Origin of the sequence: Echinicola jeungdonensis (assembly GCF_030409905.1) — a bacterium.
Classification (GTDB): Bacteria; Bacteroidota; Bacteroidia; order Cytophagales; family Cyclobacteriaceae; genus Echinicola; species Echinicola jeungdonensis.
Window position 1 is genome coordinate 853,777 of sequence record NZ_JAUFQT010000001.1, and the last position, 20,081, is coordinate 873,857.

General features: G+C 40.3%; 16 protein-coding genes and 1 tRNA gene. 11 read left to right on the forward strand and 6 right to left on the reverse strand.

Going from position 1 to position 20,081, the window contains the following annotated elements:
* Positions 1–11 precede the first annotated feature (11 nt).
* Both QWY93_RS03710 and QWY93_RS03715 read right to left on the reverse strand, forming a co-directional pair.
* Positions 12–455: a GNAT family N-acetyltransferase gene (locus QWY93_RS03710; protein WP_290246838.1), complete on the reverse strand. Its 444-nt coding sequence runs from the start codon at positions 453–455 to the stop codon at positions 12–14.
* Complete coding sequence (locus tag QWY93_RS03715; RefSeq protein WP_290246839.1) at positions 418–1,413, reverse strand: PhoH family protein; 996 nt, start codon at positions 1,411–1,413, stop codon at positions 418–420. The genes QWY93_RS03710 and QWY93_RS03715 overlap by 38 nt, the downstream gene beginning before the upstream one ends.
* Positions 1,414–1,516: 103 nt before the next feature.
* Between QWY93_RS03715 and QWY93_RS03720 the strand changes: the two genes are divergently transcribed.
* The 3 genes from QWY93_RS03720 to QWY93_RS03730 all read left to right on the forward strand — a co-directional run bounded on the left by QWY93_RS03720 (position 1,517) and on the right by QWY93_RS03730 (position 5,215).
* Entirely contained in the window at positions 1,517–2,290 is a 774-nt protein-coding gene (locus tag QWY93_RS03720) for an SAM hydrolase/SAM-dependent halogenase family protein (RefSeq protein WP_290246840.1), read from the forward strand.
* A gap of 748 nt (positions 2,291–3,038) precedes the next feature.
* Positions 3,039–3,122: transfer RNA gene (locus QWY93_RS03725), tRNA-Leu, on the forward strand.
* Positions 3,123–3,721: 599 nt separating this feature from the next.
* Complete coding sequence (locus tag QWY93_RS03730) at positions 3,722–5,215, forward strand: glycosyltransferase family protein (RefSeq protein ID WP_290246841.1); 1,494 nt, start codon at positions 3,722–3,724, stop codon at positions 5,213–5,215.
* Between the two features lie 263 nt (positions 5,216–5,478).
* Here the strand turns inward: QWY93_RS03730 and QWY93_RS03735 are convergent, their stop codons facing one another.
* The 3 genes from QWY93_RS03735 to QWY93_RS03745 are packed head-to-tail and all read right to left on the reverse strand — an operon-like array spanning position 5,479 to position 11,647.
* On the reverse strand, positions 5,479–7,467 hold the full coding sequence (locus QWY93_RS03735; RefSeq protein WP_290246842.1) for a hypothetical protein: 1,989 nt from the start codon (positions 7,465–7,467) through the stop codon (positions 5,479–5,481).
* Entirely contained in the window at positions 7,407–10,463 is a 3,057-nt protein-coding gene (porU2, locus tag QWY93_RS03740) for a putative type IX secretion system sortase PorU2 (RefSeq protein ID WP_290246843.1), read from the reverse strand. Before porU2 ends, QWY93_RS03735 begins: the two co-directional genes overlap by 61 nt.
* A 59-nt stretch (positions 10,464–10,522) precedes the next feature.
* Complete coding sequence (locus tag QWY93_RS03745) at positions 10,523–11,647, reverse strand: putative type IX sorting system protein PorV2 (RefSeq protein ID WP_446682097.1); 1,125 nt, start codon at positions 11,645–11,647, stop codon at positions 10,523–10,525.
* A 410-nt stretch (positions 11,648–12,057) separates the two neighbouring features.
* On the opposite strand from QWY93_RS03745, the gene QWY93_RS03750 reads away from it, so the two are divergent.
* The 8 genes from QWY93_RS03750 (at position 12,058) to QWY93_RS03785 (ending at position 19,368) form a co-directional block, all read left to right on the forward strand.
* Positions 12,058–12,387 (forward strand): PadR family transcriptional regulator, encoded by a 330-nt coding sequence (locus tag QWY93_RS03750; RefSeq protein ID WP_290246844.1) that lies wholly within the window; start codon positions 12,058–12,060, stop codon positions 12,385–12,387.
* Between the two features lie 4 nt (positions 12,388–12,391).
* Complete coding sequence (locus QWY93_RS03755) at positions 12,392–14,290, forward strand: PspC domain-containing protein (RefSeq protein WP_290246845.1); 1,899 nt, start codon at positions 12,392–12,394, stop codon at positions 14,288–14,290.
* Between the two features lie 152 nt (positions 14,291–14,442).
* Positions 14,443–15,843, forward strand: a complete 1,401-nt coding sequence (locus tag QWY93_RS03760; protein ID WP_290246846.1) for an MBL fold metallo-hydrolase — start codon at positions 14,443–14,445, stop codon at positions 15,841–15,843.
* Positions 15,844–16,062: 219 nt separating this feature from the next.
* A complete protein-coding gene (locus QWY93_RS03765; RefSeq protein WP_290246847.1) occupies positions 16,063–16,632 on the forward strand; it encodes an RNA polymerase sigma factor in 570 nt (189 codons plus the stop codon).
* Positions 16,625–17,407: a hypothetical protein gene (locus QWY93_RS03770; RefSeq protein WP_290246848.1), complete on the forward strand. Its 783-nt coding sequence runs from the start codon at positions 16,625–16,627 to the stop codon at positions 17,405–17,407. The genes QWY93_RS03765 and QWY93_RS03770 overlap by 8 nt, the downstream gene beginning before the upstream one ends.
* A gap of 10 nt (positions 17,408–17,417) precedes the next feature.
* A complete protein-coding gene (locus QWY93_RS03775; protein WP_290246849.1) occupies positions 17,418–18,449 on the forward strand; it encodes an outer membrane beta-barrel protein in 1,032 nt (343 codons plus the stop codon).
* A 27-nt stretch (positions 18,450–18,476) separates the two neighbouring features.
* Complete coding sequence (locus QWY93_RS03780; protein WP_290246850.1) at positions 18,477–18,854, forward strand: hypothetical protein; 378 nt, start codon at positions 18,477–18,479, stop codon at positions 18,852–18,854.
* Positions 18,844–19,368, forward strand: coding sequence for a DUF4097 family beta strand repeat-containing protein (locus tag QWY93_RS03785; RefSeq protein ID WP_290246851.1), 525 nt, complete (start codon positions 18,844–18,846; stop codon positions 19,366–19,368). The genes QWY93_RS03780 and QWY93_RS03785 overlap by 11 nt, the downstream gene beginning before the upstream one ends.
* Positions 19,369–19,624: 256 nt before the next feature.
* Here QWY93_RS03785 and QWY93_RS03790 read toward each other — a convergent pair whose 3' ends face one another.
* Positions 19,625–20,080, reverse strand: coding sequence for a hypothetical protein (locus tag QWY93_RS03790; protein WP_290246852.1), 456 nt, complete (start codon positions 20,078–20,080; stop codon positions 19,625–19,627).
* Position 20,081: the final 1 nt, after the last annotated feature.

The following is a 20,081-nucleotide window of genomic DNA, read 5'->3' on the forward strand; positions in this document are numbered from 1 at the left end:
CTATTAATTTTTCACAAATGCTTTTCCATTTTCACATGACTGATACGGCATTCTGTAAATGTCTCACCTACTTTTTTAAAACCAAATTTCTCATAAAATGTTTTCGCATGTAATTGAGCATGCATATAAACCTTTGGGTCTTCCTGTACTTCCTTGGCAAAGGATTTTAGATCTTCCAGAACAGCTTCAACCAAAGCAATGCCAATTCCCTTACCTCTCATAGAAATAAGGACGGCAAACCTTTCTAATTTGAACCCTTCACTTGTTCTCCTCCATCTTGCAGTCCCAACCGGATGATTTCCCAATTTTGCTAAAAAATGGTGGGATTCCGATTCAAATTCATCATATTCTTCTTCAGGGTCAACATTTTGCTCAAAGACAAAAACCTCCTTCCGGATTTTAAAGGCAGCCTCTAGCTCATCCTCTGTTTTGATCTTTGTTATGGTGAGCTTCATGCCTGCTCTTTTCATTTTCTTTATCATCAGCATCATAAGCTTCGATAATGGATTTCACCAACTTATGACGGATAACATCCTTTCCGCCTAAATGAACCACACCTATACCTTTGACATTCTTGAGCACCTTCAGCGCTTCCCGAAGTCCGGATTTCTGTTTCGTAGGAAGGTCTACCTGTGTTTGGTCACCGGTCACGATCACCTTGGAATTGGGGCCCATCCTGGTCAAAAACATTTTTATTTGCTCTCTGGTCGTATTTTGAGCTTCATCTAAAAGTACAAATGCATCATGCAAAGTCCGGCCCCGCATATAGGCCAATGGTGCAATTTCAATCACCCTTGTTTCCTGATAAAATTTCAGTTTTTCTGCAGGGACCATATCTCCAAGGGCATCATAAATGGGTCTTAAGTAAGGGTCCAATTTTTCCTGGAGGTCACCTGGTAGGAAGCCCAGGTTTTCCCCGGCCTCCACAGCTGGACGGGTAATAATGATCCTTTTGACTTCCCTGTTTTTAAGCGCCCTGACAGCCAGTGCAACAGCAATATAAGTCTTACCGGTTCCTGCTGGTCCCAAAGCAAAAACCAGGTCATTATCGTATGAAGAATTAACCAATTTTCTTTGATTGGTGGATTTGGGCTTGATGACCAGTCCTTTGTTGCCGAAAACAATGATATCATTCTTGATATCCTCTTCCACCGGCACCCCTTCCAGGTCAATATATTCCTTCACATTTTCGGGAGTTACCTGTCCAAAGCGGTTAAAATGTTGCAAAAGCATATTCAGGACATCATTGATCCGGATGATTTCTGGGGCTCGGCCCTGAATTCGGATTTCATTTCCTCGGGACACAATCTTACTCTTGGGGAAAGCAGCGGCGATTTGTCGAATGTTCTCGTTTTCAGCCCCTAGAAACTCCAATAATGGAATATTCTCTAAAGTAATTACTTTTTCTACCAATCCTTTTCTTTGTATTTAGCTTTGTCAGATTATTCTTACAAGAATAAAATTTCTATTTTTGTTTATACTTACAAAAGTACAAAATTTTAATTGACTTCGTTCTATGGCCTTAGTAACATTCATATCTGATTTTGGAGATAGGGATTATTATGTACCAGCAGTAAAAGCGAGGATGCTATCCATTAACCCGCAACTGAATATCATTGACATCACTCATAATGTGGAGCCCTATGATATTGCCCATGCTGCTTTTGTACTAAGGTCGGTATATAAAGAATTTCCCAAAGGAACAGTCCATCTGGTAGCCATCAACAGTACCAGCAACCTGACCGATGGATTTATCGGGATCAAATTAGAGGAACATATTTTTGTCGGCCCCAATAATGGCGTTTTAAGTATGCTGGCAGACTATGATCCAGGTATTGTGGTGCAGTTTGCTGACATCCACCTGAAAAACAGCACTTTTCCGGCTAAAGAAATCTTAGGCCCCATAGCTGCCAAGGTGGCCAGTGGAGCTGCCATCCATGATTTTGGAGGGCCATTGCAAAAAATCAAAAAGATGTTGCCCCGGCAAATTAAAGCCACCAAAAAACAAATTGTCGGCCATGTATTGCGGGTGGACAACTATGGCAACCTGATCACCAATATCCCCAAGGAAGTTTTTGACAAACTCAATCCCGGGAAATTCAAAATTGAATTTAGCAGGGAAAGCCTTAACAAACTTCAAAAATCCTATGACAAGGTTGAGCCAGGAGACTGTTTTGCCTTTTTCAATAGCCTGGACTACCTGGAAATCGGCATCAACCATGGCCATGGCGCAGAACTCTTAGGCCTTCGCTATGACAGCCCGGTGACCATTAATTTTGAGACAGAGTAATTTATTTCAATCAATTACTATTCCTTACGAAGCGTAGTTGAGCCCTACAATGCCAAAAAGCTTTTGCCCCCTAAGTTTTATTACTCCCTAACCAGATAAAAAACTCAATTAAAGTAGCTTACCCTTTTTCTAACTATAGCGCAAACCAAAGGACTCGCCGGGCGAGTCCAATAAAAAATAACCCCGGTTAGAGGCTTTAGCCAACAGCCGGGGAATGAAACTAAAAAAACCTTCCAGCATTAGCCGCCAACAACCTCAATAGCGACATCTATTTTCCGCTAATGCACAATGATGCTTAGCAATGGCTTTCAATTGAAGAAAAAGTCAAGCATCCTTTTCTGGCGTGGAGTTGTTGGTTTTTGGAACCCTTTGAAACGATTTGGTTGACCATATCCAAGGCAAGAGTAAAGGCCGCTTGTTGCACGCTAACCGGCACCTCCAGTTCGACAGTTCTTCAGTTCGACGATTCAACGCTTAAACAGAAAACCGATTATTTCCAGTTAAAAAACTTTTCAAAAAGAAGGATATCTACAACAAACAATAACTCATTGTTAAAGAGAATCTTAAATATCAAAAGGGTAAAACCATACAATAAAGCTTGAAAAAAATTTAAAATTAGTCACCTCCAGGTATTGCATAGCAAAAAATCTTTATCCATATTTGCATCCCGTTCAGGAAGGAACGGAGGTCAAAACAAGGCAAAATCGCTTTTATTTTGGCAAATTATGACAAACTACCATGTCATCAAGCCCAGGTGGCGGAATTGGTAGACGCGTTGGTCTCAAACACCAATGAGGTAACACTCGTGCCGGTTCGACTCCGGCCCTGGGTACAAAGGCTCTCCATAAGGAGAGCCTTTTTTTGTTTTTAGCATTTTTTCTGGAGAACCGTTTCCAATTGAAAGTCAATAAGGGAATTGGAAGAAAAAAGGTGAAAGCTTAAACCCACGAGATTACAGTTTTGGGATTGAACATCAGACCCTATCCCCCCTTTTACTAAATCCAATAAAATGACCATACTGGAAAATCAAATTATTTTGAAGTTTTTTATATCCAAACCAACCCGGTTTTTCCATATAAAAAGCTAAGCCTCCATCCTAACCCTTAGGTTTCCGGCCAACTTAAATTCAATAAACCTCAAAACCTTATTTCCAAATCTGCAGACAGGTCACTTTTTTATTAGGGTTAAAAAAACTGTCCAAAACAATTTAATCCCATTCCCATTTTTCAAATGGAAATAGAATTTAGTTTCGGAAAGGCTGAAACGGACTATTGATTGTGAAGTCTTGACGAATTTTGAAATAGAATTGAAAAAAAAATAACTCCCTGAACCAAATTAAAAGATTTATGGAGAAATTTCTGTAAAAGCTACTTTGATTTTACCATATTGGTTGCTGTTTATTTTCAACTAAAATTCTATTAATTCCAACAAATGAATCCAATTGGCCAATCCACCCATCTTACATTAAAGCTATTTTTAGGATTAATGGCCCTTATTTCCCTGATTAGCTTTTGGATATATGGTCCTTACTTTTCTCCGGACACTACCAATTACTTCCTATATGCCCAGGATATGCAAGGCCAAAAAAACTTGTATGGTTCAGCCTATTCCCCGGTTTACCCTTTCCTGATCTGTCTTTCCTCTTATTTTGGCATTGGGCAAATCAACTGGGCAGCCGGATTGGCTTTGATCATCTATGGGGTCAATATTCTGTTTACAATTAAAACCGCTCATTTATTGCAGAACAAGCCTTCCAGCCCGAGTCAGCAATATTTGGTATTTATAGCCCTAATATTTTTGCATGCCTGGTGGTCATTTAGGATGTGCACCTGGGCCCATGCTGACAGCCTTTTTTATGCCTGTCTGATGGCCTGGTTTTATCATGGGATAAAATGGATAAAAAGTCACCTAAAAGCTCCATTGGTTGTTTTTTCCCTACTCAGTGCTGCCCTAATCTGGACCAAATTAAATGGCATTATCCTCATCCCATTTTTGGGGATTTTATGGGTCAGGAATTATAAAAACGGATGGGCCTGGCCATTTATCAGTTCCCTAATTGCCTATTTAGCCTATCAGTATTCCTATCCCGGTAATGTCTTTTCAAGTCCTTTTGTCCAGGAAAATTTGTTTTCCATTTGGAGTGCTAAATTGGCATTCACACAAATAAGTGAGGTTTTCAAGATAAGTCTGGGCTTCCTCTTTTCAGATTTTTTGACCACTAAAATCCCTGACTTTATTGCCTTTCCTGGGGGGATACTCTTATTTGGAGGTTTGATTTGGGCTATATTCAATGCCTTCCCAAGGAAGGGTATCCCATTTTTCCTATTGTTTTTCAGCAGTCTTTACCTGTTAGGTCTGTTGGCATTCCAGCATTTGATAGGTTTTGAAGAAATCAACTATAGAACGCTTTTCCCCTTTATCTGGCCGGTATTTTGGGCATTTATGATTTGGCTTGGAAAGCGGGAAAAACACCTAATTAATGGGGCAATAATAATTGGCTTTTTCCTTTTTTCCCATACAATGGCAGGTCATGTTCTGTATTTTAACAAAACCCATCATAATTCCCTTTTTGAAGCCAAATCCATCCAGGAAAGTGAGCTTATTGCCGAAATCAAAAAAGTCCAAGCTCAGTTTTCTGCACCACCCCATTTGTATTCCGACCATCCCGAAATGCTTTCTTTTCTTTTGGAAAATGCTCCCGTTTCACATCCCTTTCCAAAGACTTATTTCGAAGCTGGAAAAACCCGCCCACTTTCTTCATCCAAGCAGAAAAAAGCCGGACAGCTTTTTAAAGAACAGATGAATAATGGAAAAGCCCTCTTAGTCCTTTTTAAACCCAATCAAAAAATCAGTGAGGAAATACATATGGATAACTTCACCGTAAGGATTTATCCAAAGGGTAATTTAATTTTTAAAAAGAAGTAAAGATCTGGTTTCAATGAAAGAAGGGAGGGATAAGACTTCAGCCCTCTTTGCAAATGAGGGCCATTTCGAAGTAAAGCCCTTCAAGGGTTTTGAACCCCTGAAGAGCTCTGCTTTCCAGGTGCCGGGGCAGAGAGAATCCCGTCTGCCGATGTTGGGATTGCTTCAGGCTCGTTCCTCGCCATCGCAACGGTGGATGTAATCAAAGCCAGGAACCTACTGTGGACAGTCGGCCGTTAACCGTGGTCCAATCTTTCAATCCCCAATCACCGCAAAAGATACATCTTTCCATACCCTTTTTTGAAGGCCTTATCCCCAGCAGTCGGGCGATGCTCCACAAATTGACCGTCTTTCCGGATCAAAACCCTATAGATATAAACTCCATTTGCCAGTTGGTCTCCAAATTCATCTCTGCCATTCCAGGCAAATTCTGTGATATTATGACCTATATGGATGGCCCCCAATTCATCCTGTAAAATTTCCCGGACCACTTTACCGGTAACTGTCATTATTTGAATTTTAATTTGATCGGGGGGGGCCGCTCCCGTCACTGTGAAAACAAACCTTACACTCGTACTAAAGGGGTTGGGATAGGGGTAAAAATGGGTGATTTGGGATTCATTGATTACCTCAAAATTGACTTCATAGGGCTTTTCTCCTGCTTTATTGCCTGCTGCATCCTCACCATTGACCCGCAATGTGTAAATTCCATCCTGCAGTGGACCTGGCAAATACTCCAATTTATAGTCCCTGGTTTCAGTACCTTCAAACCATTTTAATGCAGGGTTACTGAAATAAATCCTTTCAAATTCACATTCCTCACAATCCCTTTTCAGGTAAACTTCCATACCTGTGGTATCCTTTTTGGCCAAAGCTTCGTTTTCATCCTTTAGCTCAGCGGAGATCAACACATTTGGAGAAACAATATCTCCATCCATGATATATACCCCATCAAAACTTACGTCCAAAATAGGATTGGCATTATCCTTATCCACCAGGTAATAATTGGGCAAATCCATCAAATTATTTTTGTAGGATTGTTCCAAATATTCCCTGGGGTTGACATAGACTTGCAAGGCATTGTCTCCACCTTCCCCTAAAGAATTAAAATCAATTTTAAAGGAATGGGATTCTCCCGCCTTTACCGGAGGAATTTTAAATTCAAATGTTTTTTCGGTCCGTTGACCTATATTTTGAAAACTGTACTCCACTTTTAGGGAATCTTGAAAATCATACTGGGAAATATTGACAAACTCAAATTCGGATGTTGCCATTTCCCCTTCCTGAAGGTGGAACTGGGATTTTTTGGTTTTTAACACAAGTACCCCTTCAGGAACCCCTGTATAATTTACTTGCCAATTCCTGAGTTGCGCTGGAATTTCTGCTTCCTGGTCATCTAAAGAAAACTTCAACCTTAAATAGGGATATAGGTCAGCATTGATATCCCCCAACTGCACCTCATCATTTTGCACCCCTTCAAATAACACTTGTTCATTCCCATCCTTGGTAACCCCTATTACATCAAAGGTGGATAAGCCGGGGTCAAAACCTTCTGTTTCCTGCACTTGGTTGAAGAAGGTGCTCCATTGAGAAGCTGGACCAACTCTTTGAGAAAGTACATTCCCCTGGGCAAAAAAGCCTTTCAATTTGGTATCTAAACTCAAGATTTGTTCATCTGAACTTTCTGGGGCATTTTCATCTGCTACGAGCTCCAAAGCCTCCCCTGGCTTCATTCCTTTTCGGCCCAATAGAATATAGGGATCTCCTGTTTTGAGGTTTCTTAAGGTAGCCTCATTGGCCCCAATTTCCCTCATTTTGAAAAATGCCTCATCCGGCCAATCCTCAAAAGTCACATTACCCACAGAAAAAATGACAACATAATCTCCCTCCTTAAGTCCCTCTACATAATCCAATAGCATGGTTTGCCCTTCTCTGGTAATTCTCACATTCCTAATATTTTGAATGATCTGGGGAGTCCGGCCACAGCTTTTCTCATCCAATACATCAAAATTGGTAAGTGGAATCACCAAATAGGGAGATAAACTTCTTTGGTCAAAGGCCATCAAGCCCAAAGAACCATTTGGGCAAAAACGGTTAAAGGAATTTAAGATATAAGACACCCCATCCAATTGGATTTGGGTGTTTTCAACCGATAAACCAGGGGTATTGGCCCCAAAAGTAAACACATCAAGCTTTAGCTCAGTGTCCTGATATTTCCATTTATTTTCCGGATTAACGGCTTCCAAATTATCCAACTGGTTTTTATCCAATTGCGAAAGTTGCCTTTGGATCCAGCCTTCAGGGCCATTGTTAATATAAGTAAAGCTGCTTTCGGTCCATTCGGCGCTTTCTCCATTTTGGGTTCCAAAAATTTACTTCTCCAATAAAAAGTAACCGTATCCTTACTCCCAATCAGGGAAGACAGATCGGCATCCCATCGAGCCAAATTGTTAGTAGTTACCCTGTTTTCTTTCCGGGTAGCACTACTGAAATCAGCCCTCGTATCCAACTGGAAAATCAAAGTCCGGTCTTCGACGGCTTTTCCGGGAACCTGGCTGATGATTTCCACTTCAGTTTGATGATGGATCGCAAAATCCAGTGGCCTTAGGTTCAATGTCCCACTGGATTGGATAAACTTGCTTACTGTAACGGTGTTGTTCATGTAAGACATTTCCTCCAAGCTTTTATCCCCATTGATTTCCAGGGTAAAAAAGTTTTCTCCTGCATTGGCCACCCCCGTATTGGGAACGGTAAAATGAAGGGTGTCACGGTAATAAATGGGCGGGACTTTTATGGGGTCATAGGGAATCATAGTCCCGTCAGGGAGTTGCCGGGTTACCTTTAAATCCACGGTATCCAATTCAACCCTCCCCAAGTTTCGGACCACTATGGATAAATCCAATGAATCTGATTGCGCATTGACTTGTTCTCCATTAAATCCTTTCAGGAAAATTTCCTCTTGTTTGAGGCTGTAGTCTGCATGATTTGCCGGGAATAACCTTATTGCCGGATCACCCAAAAGGATAAATTGGTTGGCATGGGACTGATTAATTACTGAAGTCCCGTAGCGCTCATAAAACCGTTTTTCGGTTTCTAATTTAATCCTACCAAGCGGTTGGTAAATCAGTGAAGAATCTGCAAAAGCTTTGGTGTAAAAGGACTCTGAATATCTCCTTAGATAAACATCCACCCCCACATTGGCATGGGCCATAAAGTTGGACGCCCCCCGGTCCGGGGTGAGTATCCAGTCTTCACCAAAAGTATAGGCATTACCAAATGAATTCCCTGCATCGCAGCCATTGAGTAAAAGCATTGGGTATTTGCCCTTGTTATCATACCCCAGCTCATTTACACTGACAAATCCAATATCGATATCCGTAGTTGAAGGAGCAGCATGACCAAAAAAAGTCACCAAACTGGCACCACGATTAATATCTTCAGAAATATTGATTACTTCCACTGAGGAATTAGACCTTTTGCGGTGGGTGGTAACATGACCTCCTAAATACAAGTCCTCTGCAATGCCTTCAAATCCCTTAACATAACTAAAGTACCTCTCCAGCTCAAAGGCAGACAGCCCCCCACTGAGATGCACAATCTCCTTTTGCCAGGGCTGAGAAACTCCAATAGCCTCCTTTTCCTTAACCTTTGCCAAATAATCATTGACTTGCTCAGGGGTTTGGGCCGGCACCCTGCCTATGGCTATGTCCTGTCCCAGTGGGGCAGTCGGTTTTAATCCCACAGAAAAACGGTTATCATTATAAGGGTAGCCATAAGTTGGCACCAAATCCTGTTTTGGGAAAATATCCGGGTTATTCCTGTAAAAATAAGTCACCCCACCTAGCCTTCTGGTATTGTACATTCCATATGCACGGCCCATTAACAAAAGAAAATCGGGTTGAAACTTGGCATGATAGATCTTCAAAAAAGTTTTAATGGCCAAGGGAGACTTTTCCCCATAATTAAATTGGTTATACAATTCGTCCGCCGTCACTATCAATGTATCGTATCCCCCACCAGGTTGTGAATGCCGGTAACCGGCATAAGCGGCAACCGGGTCCGTATTCAGGCTGGTAGCTTGCCTTAAGCTTTCGTGAGTCAATATGATAAAATCTGCAGGTTGATTGAGGATATCCCTGAATTTTACTTTTTCCAGGATATGTGGTTCAATAATGCTTTCTGCCTTTTGAATCCTTAACTTGGAGCCGGACTGTAAAATTCCGGCGGGAAAAGTCATTTCGTTCCCCGATTGGCTTGGACTTAACTTGACAACATTCTGAAAGTCAGCAATATCGTATCCCACATAATTCTCCGTTGTATTTTCAAAAGTCAAATTGCTTTCACCAGGAGCAGGGAGTAAATATTCCTGTTCAAAATCCCCTGAGACTTTGGTTTTCGTATATTCCAAAACCACATAACTGCAGGAGATATTGTCACTGCTTCCTTCCTGCCCAATTGGGGCTATTCTTATCGTCAAACGCCCATCCCCACTAAAATCTGAAGCCAGAAGAATTAAATTAACCTGGTTAAATTCGAAATCATTAAAACTAAAATCACCTAAATTCCGGAGGTTTTCAGAATTGGGGCCAACACTAATGCGGGCCACATGCGGGGCATTTGACCTGCCCACCAAGCCTATATTTAAGGAAATATTCTCGGAGGCCACCACATTACCCAAATCACTAAAATTGACATCACTGATGTTTCCCCTGGTTATGACTCTGCCAGTCCAACCCTGGCCCCTGTCATAGGCCCCTGACCAGATTCCCGGGGGATAAACTTTTCCCAAAGAATATTGGTCTGAAAATACTTTTAGCTCTGAGGTTTTATATTGTTGAAGGGATGGAACCGAACCGGAATAAGGGTTTCGGACAAACATCCTCTTTCCCCGGATCCCGGGGGTAATAGTCAGAAAAAATGCAGTTGCATCACTATGGGTATTAAAATAGGGATTAGCCATATGTTCCGGCTCCTGGTACAAAGGCTCATCGGGTTGTCCGTCATTTCTTTTCCCGACAAACTCCACATAATCCTGGCTGTCAAAACTTCCATCTTCCTGGCCCTCCACATGAACGGCTACCTCATGGCCGCGGTGGTAAACCCGTATATCCCTGGGATCCACCGCATCCATATCAACTCCGGATGCAGACAAGGTGGTATAACTTAGCCGGTAAACACCATCGGTTTCGGTTGAAATTTTATAATAGGCCTGGCCAGGGTTTATCCATTCATGTTGGGAAAAACCAATCATGGTAAACCACAAAAAACAGCAAAATAAAAGACAGCTTTTTCTCATAGAAAATAAGACTATTAATCTTCCCACCCATCAAACAACCTAAAACCTTCACCTAATGGGTTAAAGCTTACCTTTAAACTAAAAACATGGGTATAGGGTGTTTCAGATACACTTCCAATATCAGTCAAGGCATAATCAATATAAGCTTTTTCGCTAAGCAATACACCCAATCCGAAAGTGGGTTGGTAACCTAAAGGGGTACTACCATCAAAATCTTTGATATACTGGAAATTCTTGATCCCTCCCCTTAAAAAAGCCATATCCTTATAACTGGCCTCCACCCCAATTCGAGGATCCAAACTGGCCAATTCTGTTTTTAGTAAAGCATTCCTTTTACCATCAAAAGTCATATCCAGGTCCATGACCGCTTGGAACACAAAATATTCACCGGCATCAAAATGTCTTGAAACACTAAAAATTGCCCTGGGCAAAGTAAGTTCTAAGGAATTGACTGGCACTTCATTATTGGTTTTTGCATAAACCTCCCTAACCATTTCAGCATTATGAAACCAGGCATTAAATGTCGTGGTGATATCTCTAAGCATTAATCCAAATTGCCAATCCTCCTGAAGATAAATTCCTCCCAAGTCAAAGCCGAGGCCCCAGGATTTGGCAAATTTCCCAACATTCCTGTGGATCACTTTGGTATTGAATCCTAATTTAAATTCATCGCTGAAATCCCGGGCAAAAGAGAGCAGAAAAGCGTAATCAGCAGCATTAAAAAACTGGATATTATCATAATTTAGGGCCCCATTGGCATCATACAAAAAGCGGGTGTCCGGGATATCATCTACTCCAAAACGGATAAGGGAAAGGGCGATTTGATTATCTTCCTGGATATTGGTGGTGAACCCGGCATAATCAAACTTGGCAATGCCGGCAAAATATTCTGCATGCATCAGGGAAAATTCGTATTCATGTTGCACTCCCAAAATCCCTGCTGGATTCCAATAGGCGGCTGTGACATCATGAACTGCAGCAACTTGGGCTCCACCCATGCCAAGTGCCCGGGCTCCTACGCCAATATTCATAAATTCATTGGAGTATTTTGGTGTAATTGTTTGTGCAGGAATCTGCCAGGCAACCATCCAAAAAATTAAGCCCAAAAAACATTTATTGACCGCTGCATTTTTGTTTATTTCCACCTATGCAAAGTAAAAAATAAATCAATAGAAAGTTACCTGAATTCCTAAATTTAATTCAAATTGTGTTCCGATAATGTTCAATTTTGAACAACAGCTGTCCATTCGAATACATTATTTCCAATAACTTGGATTCACATTACAAAGGGGGTGAAAGTTTATTTTCTTTCTTATTTGACCTTTTAACTCTTAAAACCAGCCCTGAATAGCTTTAAAAGGGTGTTTTTCAAAATAAAAAATCCAATTAAAATTGGATAACAAGCTTGAAACCTCCATGAGTTAATTTTTGGTATTATTTTTCGATATTGATTAAATGTGAAACAAATATCATTAAAGAAGGTATGTGCTGTTCAGATGATGAAAAAAAGCGTCTCAGCCCTTGTATCATCTTAATTAATATTAAATAGATGAAAACGACCAACACATCCAGACAAATGCGAAAAGGAATCTTAGAATTCTGCACGCTTCACATCATTTCCAGAGGGGAAGTTTTTGCATCGGATATGAGTAAAGAATTAATGGAGGCAAATTTAATTTCAGTAGAAGGTATCTTATACCCTTTACTAAACAAGCTATGTTTTGCTTCCCTCATTTCTTACAAGTGGGCCGATTCTGCATCCGGCCCTCCCAAAAAATATTATTCCCTGACCAAGTCAGGAAGAAATTTACTTTACCAATTGGAAACCACATGGAAGGAGCTGGTAACATCCACCAATAAGATTACCTCCAAAAGTTAAAACCATGAAAAAGAACATTAGTATAAATATTAGCGGCATTCTGTTTCATATAGAAGAAGATGGCTATTACCAGTTAAAAAATTACCTGGAATCAATTAATAAGCATTTCTCTCATTATGAAGACAATCAGGAAATCATCAGGGATATTGAAAACAGGATTGCAGAAATCTTTTTGAGTAATTTAAAAAATAACAAACAGGTAATCACTGCAGAGAATGTAAAAAACCTGATTGAAAAAATGGGTACCATTGCAGATTTTAAAGCTGCTGAGGAAAGAGAAGAACAAAGCACCCACCAGGAACATGAGGAAAACGAGTTTTATAAATATATTACCCCTCCACACCAGGAAGCAGGAAAGGGGTACAAAAAGTTATGCCGCCTGGAAAACAGTAAAATCCTTGGAGGGGTTTGCGCCGGAATTGCTCATTATTTGGCGATAGACCCACTTTGGACAAGGTTGATTGCCCTCCTTTTGCTTTTTAGTGGTTGGTTTTCTTTTTCTGATTTTGACTTGTTCACCTGGGGTTGGAATATTTCATTTTCCTTTGGCTGGTGGGCTGTAATCGCCTATATCTTGTTATGGATCATTTTGCCGGTGTCCTACGAGGTTCCCGAAGAAAAAAACATTAAAAAGTTGTATCGAAACCCAGATGACCGGGTAATTGGGGGCGTCAGCAGTGGACTGGCAGCTTATTTTAATATTGATGTAATTTGGACCCGTTTGGGATTTGTGGGCATGACTTTTTTGGGAGGATCCGGCTTTGTCCTTTATATCATTTTATGGATCATCACCCCTATGGCCAAGTCCATTACAGAAAGGATCCAAATGAAAGGCGGAGAAATCACCTTAAGCAATATTGAAAGCACCATTATCAAACACCGCCAACCGACTACAGAAAAAAAAGAATCTAAAACACGAAAAATCCTGATAGCCCCTTTTCGTTTTCTAGGGAAAGTCATCAATGCAATAGGAAAAGCATTAGGCCCATTTGGAAGATTTGTGCTTGAGGTTTTCAGGGTATTATTTGGAGTAATTGTTTTCCTGGCAGGTTTATTCATCACTTTGTTGCCCTTTGCATTTTTAGGTGCCTATTTTGAGTTTTTCACCAATGACAACTTTAGATATATGGTGGATGCTGTTCCCGGGGAAATGCTTTCTGAAATCCTGCCTGTTTGGCTGGCCTTGGCCCTTAGCGTAGCAGTACTAATTCCAGGCATCGTCCTCACCCTTTTGGGAATCAGTGTACTGGTAAAAAGAAGCCTGATCGAAACCCGGTTTGGAATGGCTGCCTTTGCCTTATGGTTGATAAGCCTTATGGTCTGTGCATTTCAAATTCCTAAAACTGTCTCCCAATTCAGTCAAAGAGGAACCTATGTCAAAGAAACCCGCCTTAAAATCCCGGAAAATATCCTGATCCTTGAAACCAGGGAGCAGGACCAATTTAACAGCGAACTAGGACAAGTCAATTTAACCTTACAAGGAACACCTTCAGACCAATTTACCCTTAAGCAAAATTTCACTTCGCTTGGGGAAAGTGAGGAAGCAGCCATCAATCATGCCAGAAATATTCAATATGAGTATGTCTTAAGGGATTCCGTTTTGACATTTGACAAGTATTTTGAATTTCCAGCCATGGCCAAATTCAGGGGGCAAAGGATTTCCCAAACCCTTCAAATCCCTTATAACCGGCCATTTGTAATGGATAAGTCATTAATATCCATTATTCATCAAACCCTTTATTCCAATGGCTATAAACTTAAGGATGTGCATTACCAAAATTACTGGGTATTCAATGAGAATGGATTGCTATGCCTTACATGCTCCAGTGACCACAAAAAAAGCAAAGCAGATAGTCTTTCCAGGGAAATGGCTGCTGACCGTTATTTTATGATGGCGCCATAAAAATGGCTTGGAGGAAATTATTTTATTAATCGGTAAAATTTACTATATTTTTAGTAGGGAATTTGGTTTTTAAAGCATTTCCAAATGAGCTTTCGGTCCCCATTTTGGGAGATAACGCTTTCTTTTCAACTTTAACAATAAACCCTATTTATGTGAATGTCAGGATCAAATTTTTAGGTGGCGCCCAAACCGTGACGGGTTCCAGGTATTTACTTGAAATCGATGACAAAAAAATCCTGGTTGACTGTGGACTTTTTCAGGGTTTGAGGGAGTTACGTAGAAGAAACTGGGACAATTTCCCCATCCCTGCATCTCAAATCGACTGGATTATACTGACCCATGCCCATATAGACCATTCCGGATATCTTCCTAAGTTGGTGAAAGAGGGTTTTAGTGGGAAAATTATTGCAACGGCACCTACCATCGAACTGGTAAAAATTCTTTTAGTGGATGCCGGAAAACTTCAGGAAGAGGAAGCTGATTTTGCCCAAAAGAAAGGTTATTCAAAACATGAAAAGCCTTTACCTCTCTACACGGTTGACGATGCTGAAAAAGTTTTTCCACTTCTTGAGGCAATTTCTTTTGATCAGGAATACCCAATAACACCAAATGTAATAGTAACGGCTTATAATGCAGGCCATATCTTGGGAGCTGCCCTCTTAAAATTTAAAATCAAGGGAGATCGGCAGGAAAAGAAATTGGTTTTTTCGGGGGATTTGGGCCGTTATCATGATCCAATTCTAAACCCACCCCTTGAACTTCCCTCAGCAGATATACTCTTTATTGAATCCACCTATGGAAACCGGCTCCACGAAACGCATTCCCCGGAAGAAATATTGGAATCCATCATCAAGGAATGTTATCAAAAAGGAGGCGTTGCCCTTATTCCAGCTTTTGCTGTCGGAAGGACACAATTACTTTTATATTATTTATTCCAGTTGCAAGAAAGGGAAAGAATACCCAATATCCCTATTTATGTGGACAGTCCCATGGCCATTGATGTTACCCGGCTCTACCAAGCTTTCCCATCTTATCACAGGTTAGGGCCCGCCCTGCAAGAAGATGGAGATAACCCTTTTTCCCACAAAACACTACACTATTACCAAAGTCAGGATGCATCCATTTCCTTGAATGAAGTAAATGGGGATGCCATTATTATTTCCGCTAGTGGGATGGCCACAGGAGGCAGGGTTTTGCATCATTTGTATAATCGACTGCCCAACGAACGGGATTCCATAATTTTTGTGGGATTCCAGGCCATGGGAACAAGAGGTAGAAAATTACTGGATGGAGACAAAACATGCCGCATGTATGGCCTGGATATTCCCGTCAAGGCTAGCATTCATTACATTAATGGACTAAGTGCCCATGCGGACCAAAATGAATTGATGAAATGGACCATGGGTTTCACTCACAAACCCAAATTGACTTTTCTTATCCATGGGGAAAAAAACGCCTCACTGGAACTGGCTAAATTACTAAAAGAAAAACGGGGCTGGAACACCGTTGTCCCCGATTATCTGGAGTCTTTTGAATTGTTTCAAAATATTTGATCCAGGGTTTTACCGATGCTTATTTGAACTTTCTGGTTACCATCCATAATACTGACACCTGTTTTAGGGGAAAGTGAATTTTTGTTTTAAAAAACGCTGTTAAAAGGTTCATAAAAGCCACTATATCAACCCACTACACATTCCCTAGAGTAGATTTTTTTTAATCGTATGCAACCCTTTTTGTGTAAATTGTATCTACCTATTTGAAAGCCAAATTCCATGTTGCTCAAAAGCATTTTTACTTCAGAACAAGACCTAATTAAAGCATGCCTTAAGGATAACCCTCAAGCCCAAAGGGCACTTTATGAGCAATATGCTCCAGGATTTCTGGCGATTTGCAAGCGCTATATGAAGGATGGAGATCAGGCAGAAGACGTGATGATTGAAGGGTTTATGAAAATATTTGAAAAACTAAATCAGTTTGAAGGAAAAGGGAGTTTTGAAGGCTGGATGAAAAAAATCATGGTCAGACAAGCTCTATTGGACCTGAGGAAGAAAAGGAAAATTGATATTGAAATCAATCCCGAACTTTTCCTTAATGGAAAATTGCCTATTTATGAAACTTCAGAATTGGAAGCCGAAGAGCTGCTAAAAATGATCCAAGAGCTACCTGAAGGTTTCCGAACGGTCTTCAACCTTTATGCCATAGAAGGATATTCTCATAAAGAAATCGGTGATTTATTGGAAATATCCGAAAACACCTCAAAATCCCAGCTCTGCAGGGCAAGAGCTTGTTTGCAAAAAAAACTGGCTCAAATACATGTTATAGAAAGGAGGATCCATGAATAATTCCCGACACCCAATCGATAAAGTGTTTCATCAAAAGCTCAGTCAACACCAAATTAAACCAGACCCTATGGCCTGGGAAAGGTTGGCTATTCAATTAAACCGCCCTAATAAGTCCAACAGGTTTTTATGGTTAAAAGTAGCAGCTATTTTGGTCATCATTATGGTCTTGGGAATTTTGGCTTTGAACCTTCAAAATTCAGAAGTACAGAGGCAATTAGCACATCACCCTGAAAAAAAAGTCAACCCCATTACTCCAAAGAATATCCCCTTTATTTCCCCCAAATCCATCCAACCCGGAGAGGTGGAAAAGGATTTTGGGGACAATAAGACAAGCATTAATTCAATCGACAGGGCTAATTACCCCAACAAACCCTCAAGCACCGAGGAAAACCTTTCAAAAATCAATAACGGGATTCCAAATTTGAAGAAACCTTCAATGCTCGAAAAACCTACCATAGATCCAATTGCACCACTCACCAAAAAGCCATTCCCCTGGAAACTTGCCCACCCTAAGGTGGAAAATATCAGTGCCATTTCTGAAGATCAATTAAGAAAAATAAATCAAAATGAAGTAACCTATTCCGTAACCATCATTTCAAATGGAATCAGCGATAACTCTCCTTCAGATAATATTCTGGTCCAAATCGAGGGAAAATTCAATTCCCTCAATAATCTATTAAACAAGGTAGACCAAGGATATGCTCAATTGCAGGATGCAAAAAACAATTTATTCACCTCTTTGATTAACCAAGATCAAAAACAGAAATCCCAATAACCCCATCAAAATGAAAAAGACCCTAATGATCATATTATTCATGGCCCTGGCACAAAGCTTATGGGCTTTTGATCAAACCCCTTCTCACAGTACTCAAGACAGCATTATCATTGAATATGGGCAAAGGGGAAAAATAGTGATCCTTGTGGACAATAAAGAGGATTTTGAAAAACTTAAAAAACTGGATATCAACCAGATCATTAATGAATTGGATTTAGAAATCGACCCAAGTACCGGGGAACTAAAAATGGTGAAATCCAAAGAGTTATTTGATTCCGAAAATAAAGAAATCCTACGTGTGGAGGAAAGCGGTGGGGAAATAATTGTCTCTATGGGTAAGTTGAAAATTATTGTGGATGAATCAGGACCGGACACTAAAGTAAAAGTTGAAAAAAAGAAAGATAAGGATCCCTCCTTCCGTCAATATTTCCACGTCGATCTGGGCATCAATAATTACCTGGAGGAGGGAGATATTCCCACCTCCGACCAACCCTATTCAGTCAAAGGCTGGGGAAGTTGGCAGGTAGGCCTGAACTGGATGGCCAGCCAAAGGCTTTCCAAGGGTTTTTATTGGGATTTTGGCCTGGGAGTGCATTGGTATAATTTCAAATTTGAAAACAAAGATTACCAGGCAATAATAGGGGCAGACAATATTGAATTTATCCAGAGAAATGATGTGGAGGGGATTAAAAGCAAAATATCTGCAAGTTATATCACTGCAATGACTTTGCTTAAATTAAATTTTGCCAAGATAAATGATGAGGAAAACAGAGGGCTAAGTATTGCTATAGGGCCCTATTTAGGTTATCGAGTGGGTGGAAGAAGTAAATATGTTTTTCATAAGGTGGATGGCAATGGTAGGGAAAAAGTTAAAATCACCTCAGGCCTATACCTGGAAAATTTGAGGTATGGCCTGAGAAGTGAAATTGGCTTGGGCCAGTTGACCTTTTTTTCCAGTTATGACTTTAACTCCTTGTTCCAGGATGGGAAAGGGCCATCAAATGGTAGTATCCAACCCATCATCTTTGGGGTCGTATTTTGAGAAAATTAAAAATTAAAGACAAGTAAAATGAAAACCATACTTCAATTGGCCTTTGGGACCTTCTTGTTCCTAATTGCAACTCCCTCATCCGGTCAATCCACATTTGGGAAGTCTTTTTCCAATATTGAAAAATTGGAAATTTCGGTCCATCAGATAGAAATTAATTATCATGGAAACCCTGAACAACAAGAAATTCAGGTGAAATCCGATTTAGATGAGAATCAAGAAAATAATTTAATATTTGTCACCATTGGCAATACTCTTAAAATCTCCTACCAGGGGAAAAGGGCCATTGACAGTAAAAAAAGTGTAAAAATCACCGGCCCTGAAAACATCCAACTCCAAATCCACAATGCTAGTTCATGTCAACCAGGTAAATTCCCCAATTATTCAATTGAGCACTAATTCCGGAAACATCCTTGCCCAACATATTATTGGAAACCTGGAATTGGAAGGGCATTCTGGAAAAATTGAAGCGAACAATGTTGAGGGACAGGTGGCAATTGAGCTTACCAGCGGAATCATTGACCTTGAAAAAATCCAAGGAAGAACGGAACTGTCAGCGACCAGCGGAAAAATAACTGCCCAATATATCCAGGGAGAAATTGATGTAATGATCACTTCAGGCAGTGTTCACCTTAGGGAAATCAGTCAATTGGGACATCTTAAACTTAACTCTGGAATGGTCAAAGCTGAGAATGTAGGTTTGGGGCCTAATACTGAATTTATGGGAAATTCAGGGGCATTTAAGATTCAAACATTTTCGGATTTCGGAGGGTATAATTTTGATTTAAAAGCCGGAAGTGGAATGGTCAAAGTAGGAAATCGGTCTTCCTCGGATCAATTATGGATAGACCATGGTGCTGAACACATCATTTATGGAAAAATCGGTTCCGGCATTATTTCAATTAAAAATTGACAAACCACTTAGGGAATAAGCCACAAAGTTGTTTATGATATTTGGACACCTTTATGATCATCAAACTGGGGAACTATGGAATCTAATTTAGGGTATACAGATCGTTTAAAAGAAAGGGTTTCAAAATGCGAAACGCAATCGGAATTTGCCCCTTATTCTTGCCTTCTGCATCAAATTTCCCTAAAAATATGAAGCTGCATTCATAGCAGGGAACCTTAATCCCCAGGCCTATTCCATCCCCAACTCTTTCATCAATTCAATCCCTCACATTAAATTCCATCACCTTATCCTTATCATCACCTTTGAGCTGCAATAACTTAACAAGCCTGTCAGGGCTTGGTTTCCCAAGGGAAATAAAGACCAAAATAATAGCGTAAGAAATCGTAAACCCAGGATTTTGAAAAATCAAAAGTCCACCTGCACAAAATAACCCTGCCCAAAACAGGAACCAATAGCGCTGTACTGTCAATTTGTTGTACCCTTTCAACTTATTTTCCAGGGCAACCTCAGTTTTTTTAAGCTTTTTGATCCCTTTTTGAAAACGCACCCATTGGATCAGGATTACGGCCGAAATTAATCCCAACAAAAAAGAATTTATGGATTCAGGTACTGCAGGAATATCTAAATCCATATTATCACTGTTGGTGTACAAATAGGCAAAAGCAAATGCAGGAAGCGGAATGGCAATTAGAATTAATACATTCCGTTCCATT

Coding starts and splice junctions, on each gene's coding strand:
- QWY93_RS03710 (WP_290246838.1), bottom strand. CDS start 455: ATGAAGCTCACCATAACAAAGATCAAAACAGAGGATGAGCTAGAGGCT.
- QWY93_RS03720 (WP_290246840.1), top strand. CDS start 1,517: ATGGCCTTAGTAACATTCATATCTGATTTTGGAGATAGGGATTATTAT.
- QWY93_RS03730 (WP_290246841.1), top strand. CDS start 3,722: ATGAATCCAATTGGCCAATCCACCCATCTTACATTAAAGCTATTTTTA.
- porU2 (WP_290246843.1), bottom strand. CDS start 10,463: ATGATTGGTTTTTCCCAACATGAATGGATAAACCCTGGCCAGGCCTAT.
- QWY93_RS03750 (WP_290246844.1), top strand. CDS start 12,058: ATGAAAACGACCAACACATCCAGACAAATGCGAAAAGGAATCTTAGAA.
- QWY93_RS03755 (WP_290246845.1), top strand. CDS start 12,392: ATGAAAAAGAACATTAGTATAAATATTAGCGGCATTCTGTTTCATATA.
- QWY93_RS03765 (WP_290246847.1), top strand. CDS start 16,063: ATGTTGCTCAAAAGCATTTTTACTTCAGAACAAGACCTAATTAAAGCA.
- QWY93_RS03770 (WP_290246848.1), top strand. CDS start 16,625: ATGAATAATTCCCGACACCCAATCGATAAAGTGTTTCATCAAAAGCTC.
- QWY93_RS03775 (WP_290246849.1), top strand. CDS start 17,418: ATGAAAAAGACCCTAATGATCATATTATTCATGGCCCTGGCACAAAGC.
- QWY93_RS03780 (WP_290246850.1), top strand. CDS start 18,477: ATGAAAACCATACTTCAATTGGCCTTTGGGACCTTCTTGTTCCTAATT.
- QWY93_RS03790 (WP_290246852.1), bottom strand. CDS start 20,080: ATGGAACGGAATGTATTAATTCTAATTGCCATTCCGCTTCCTGCATTT.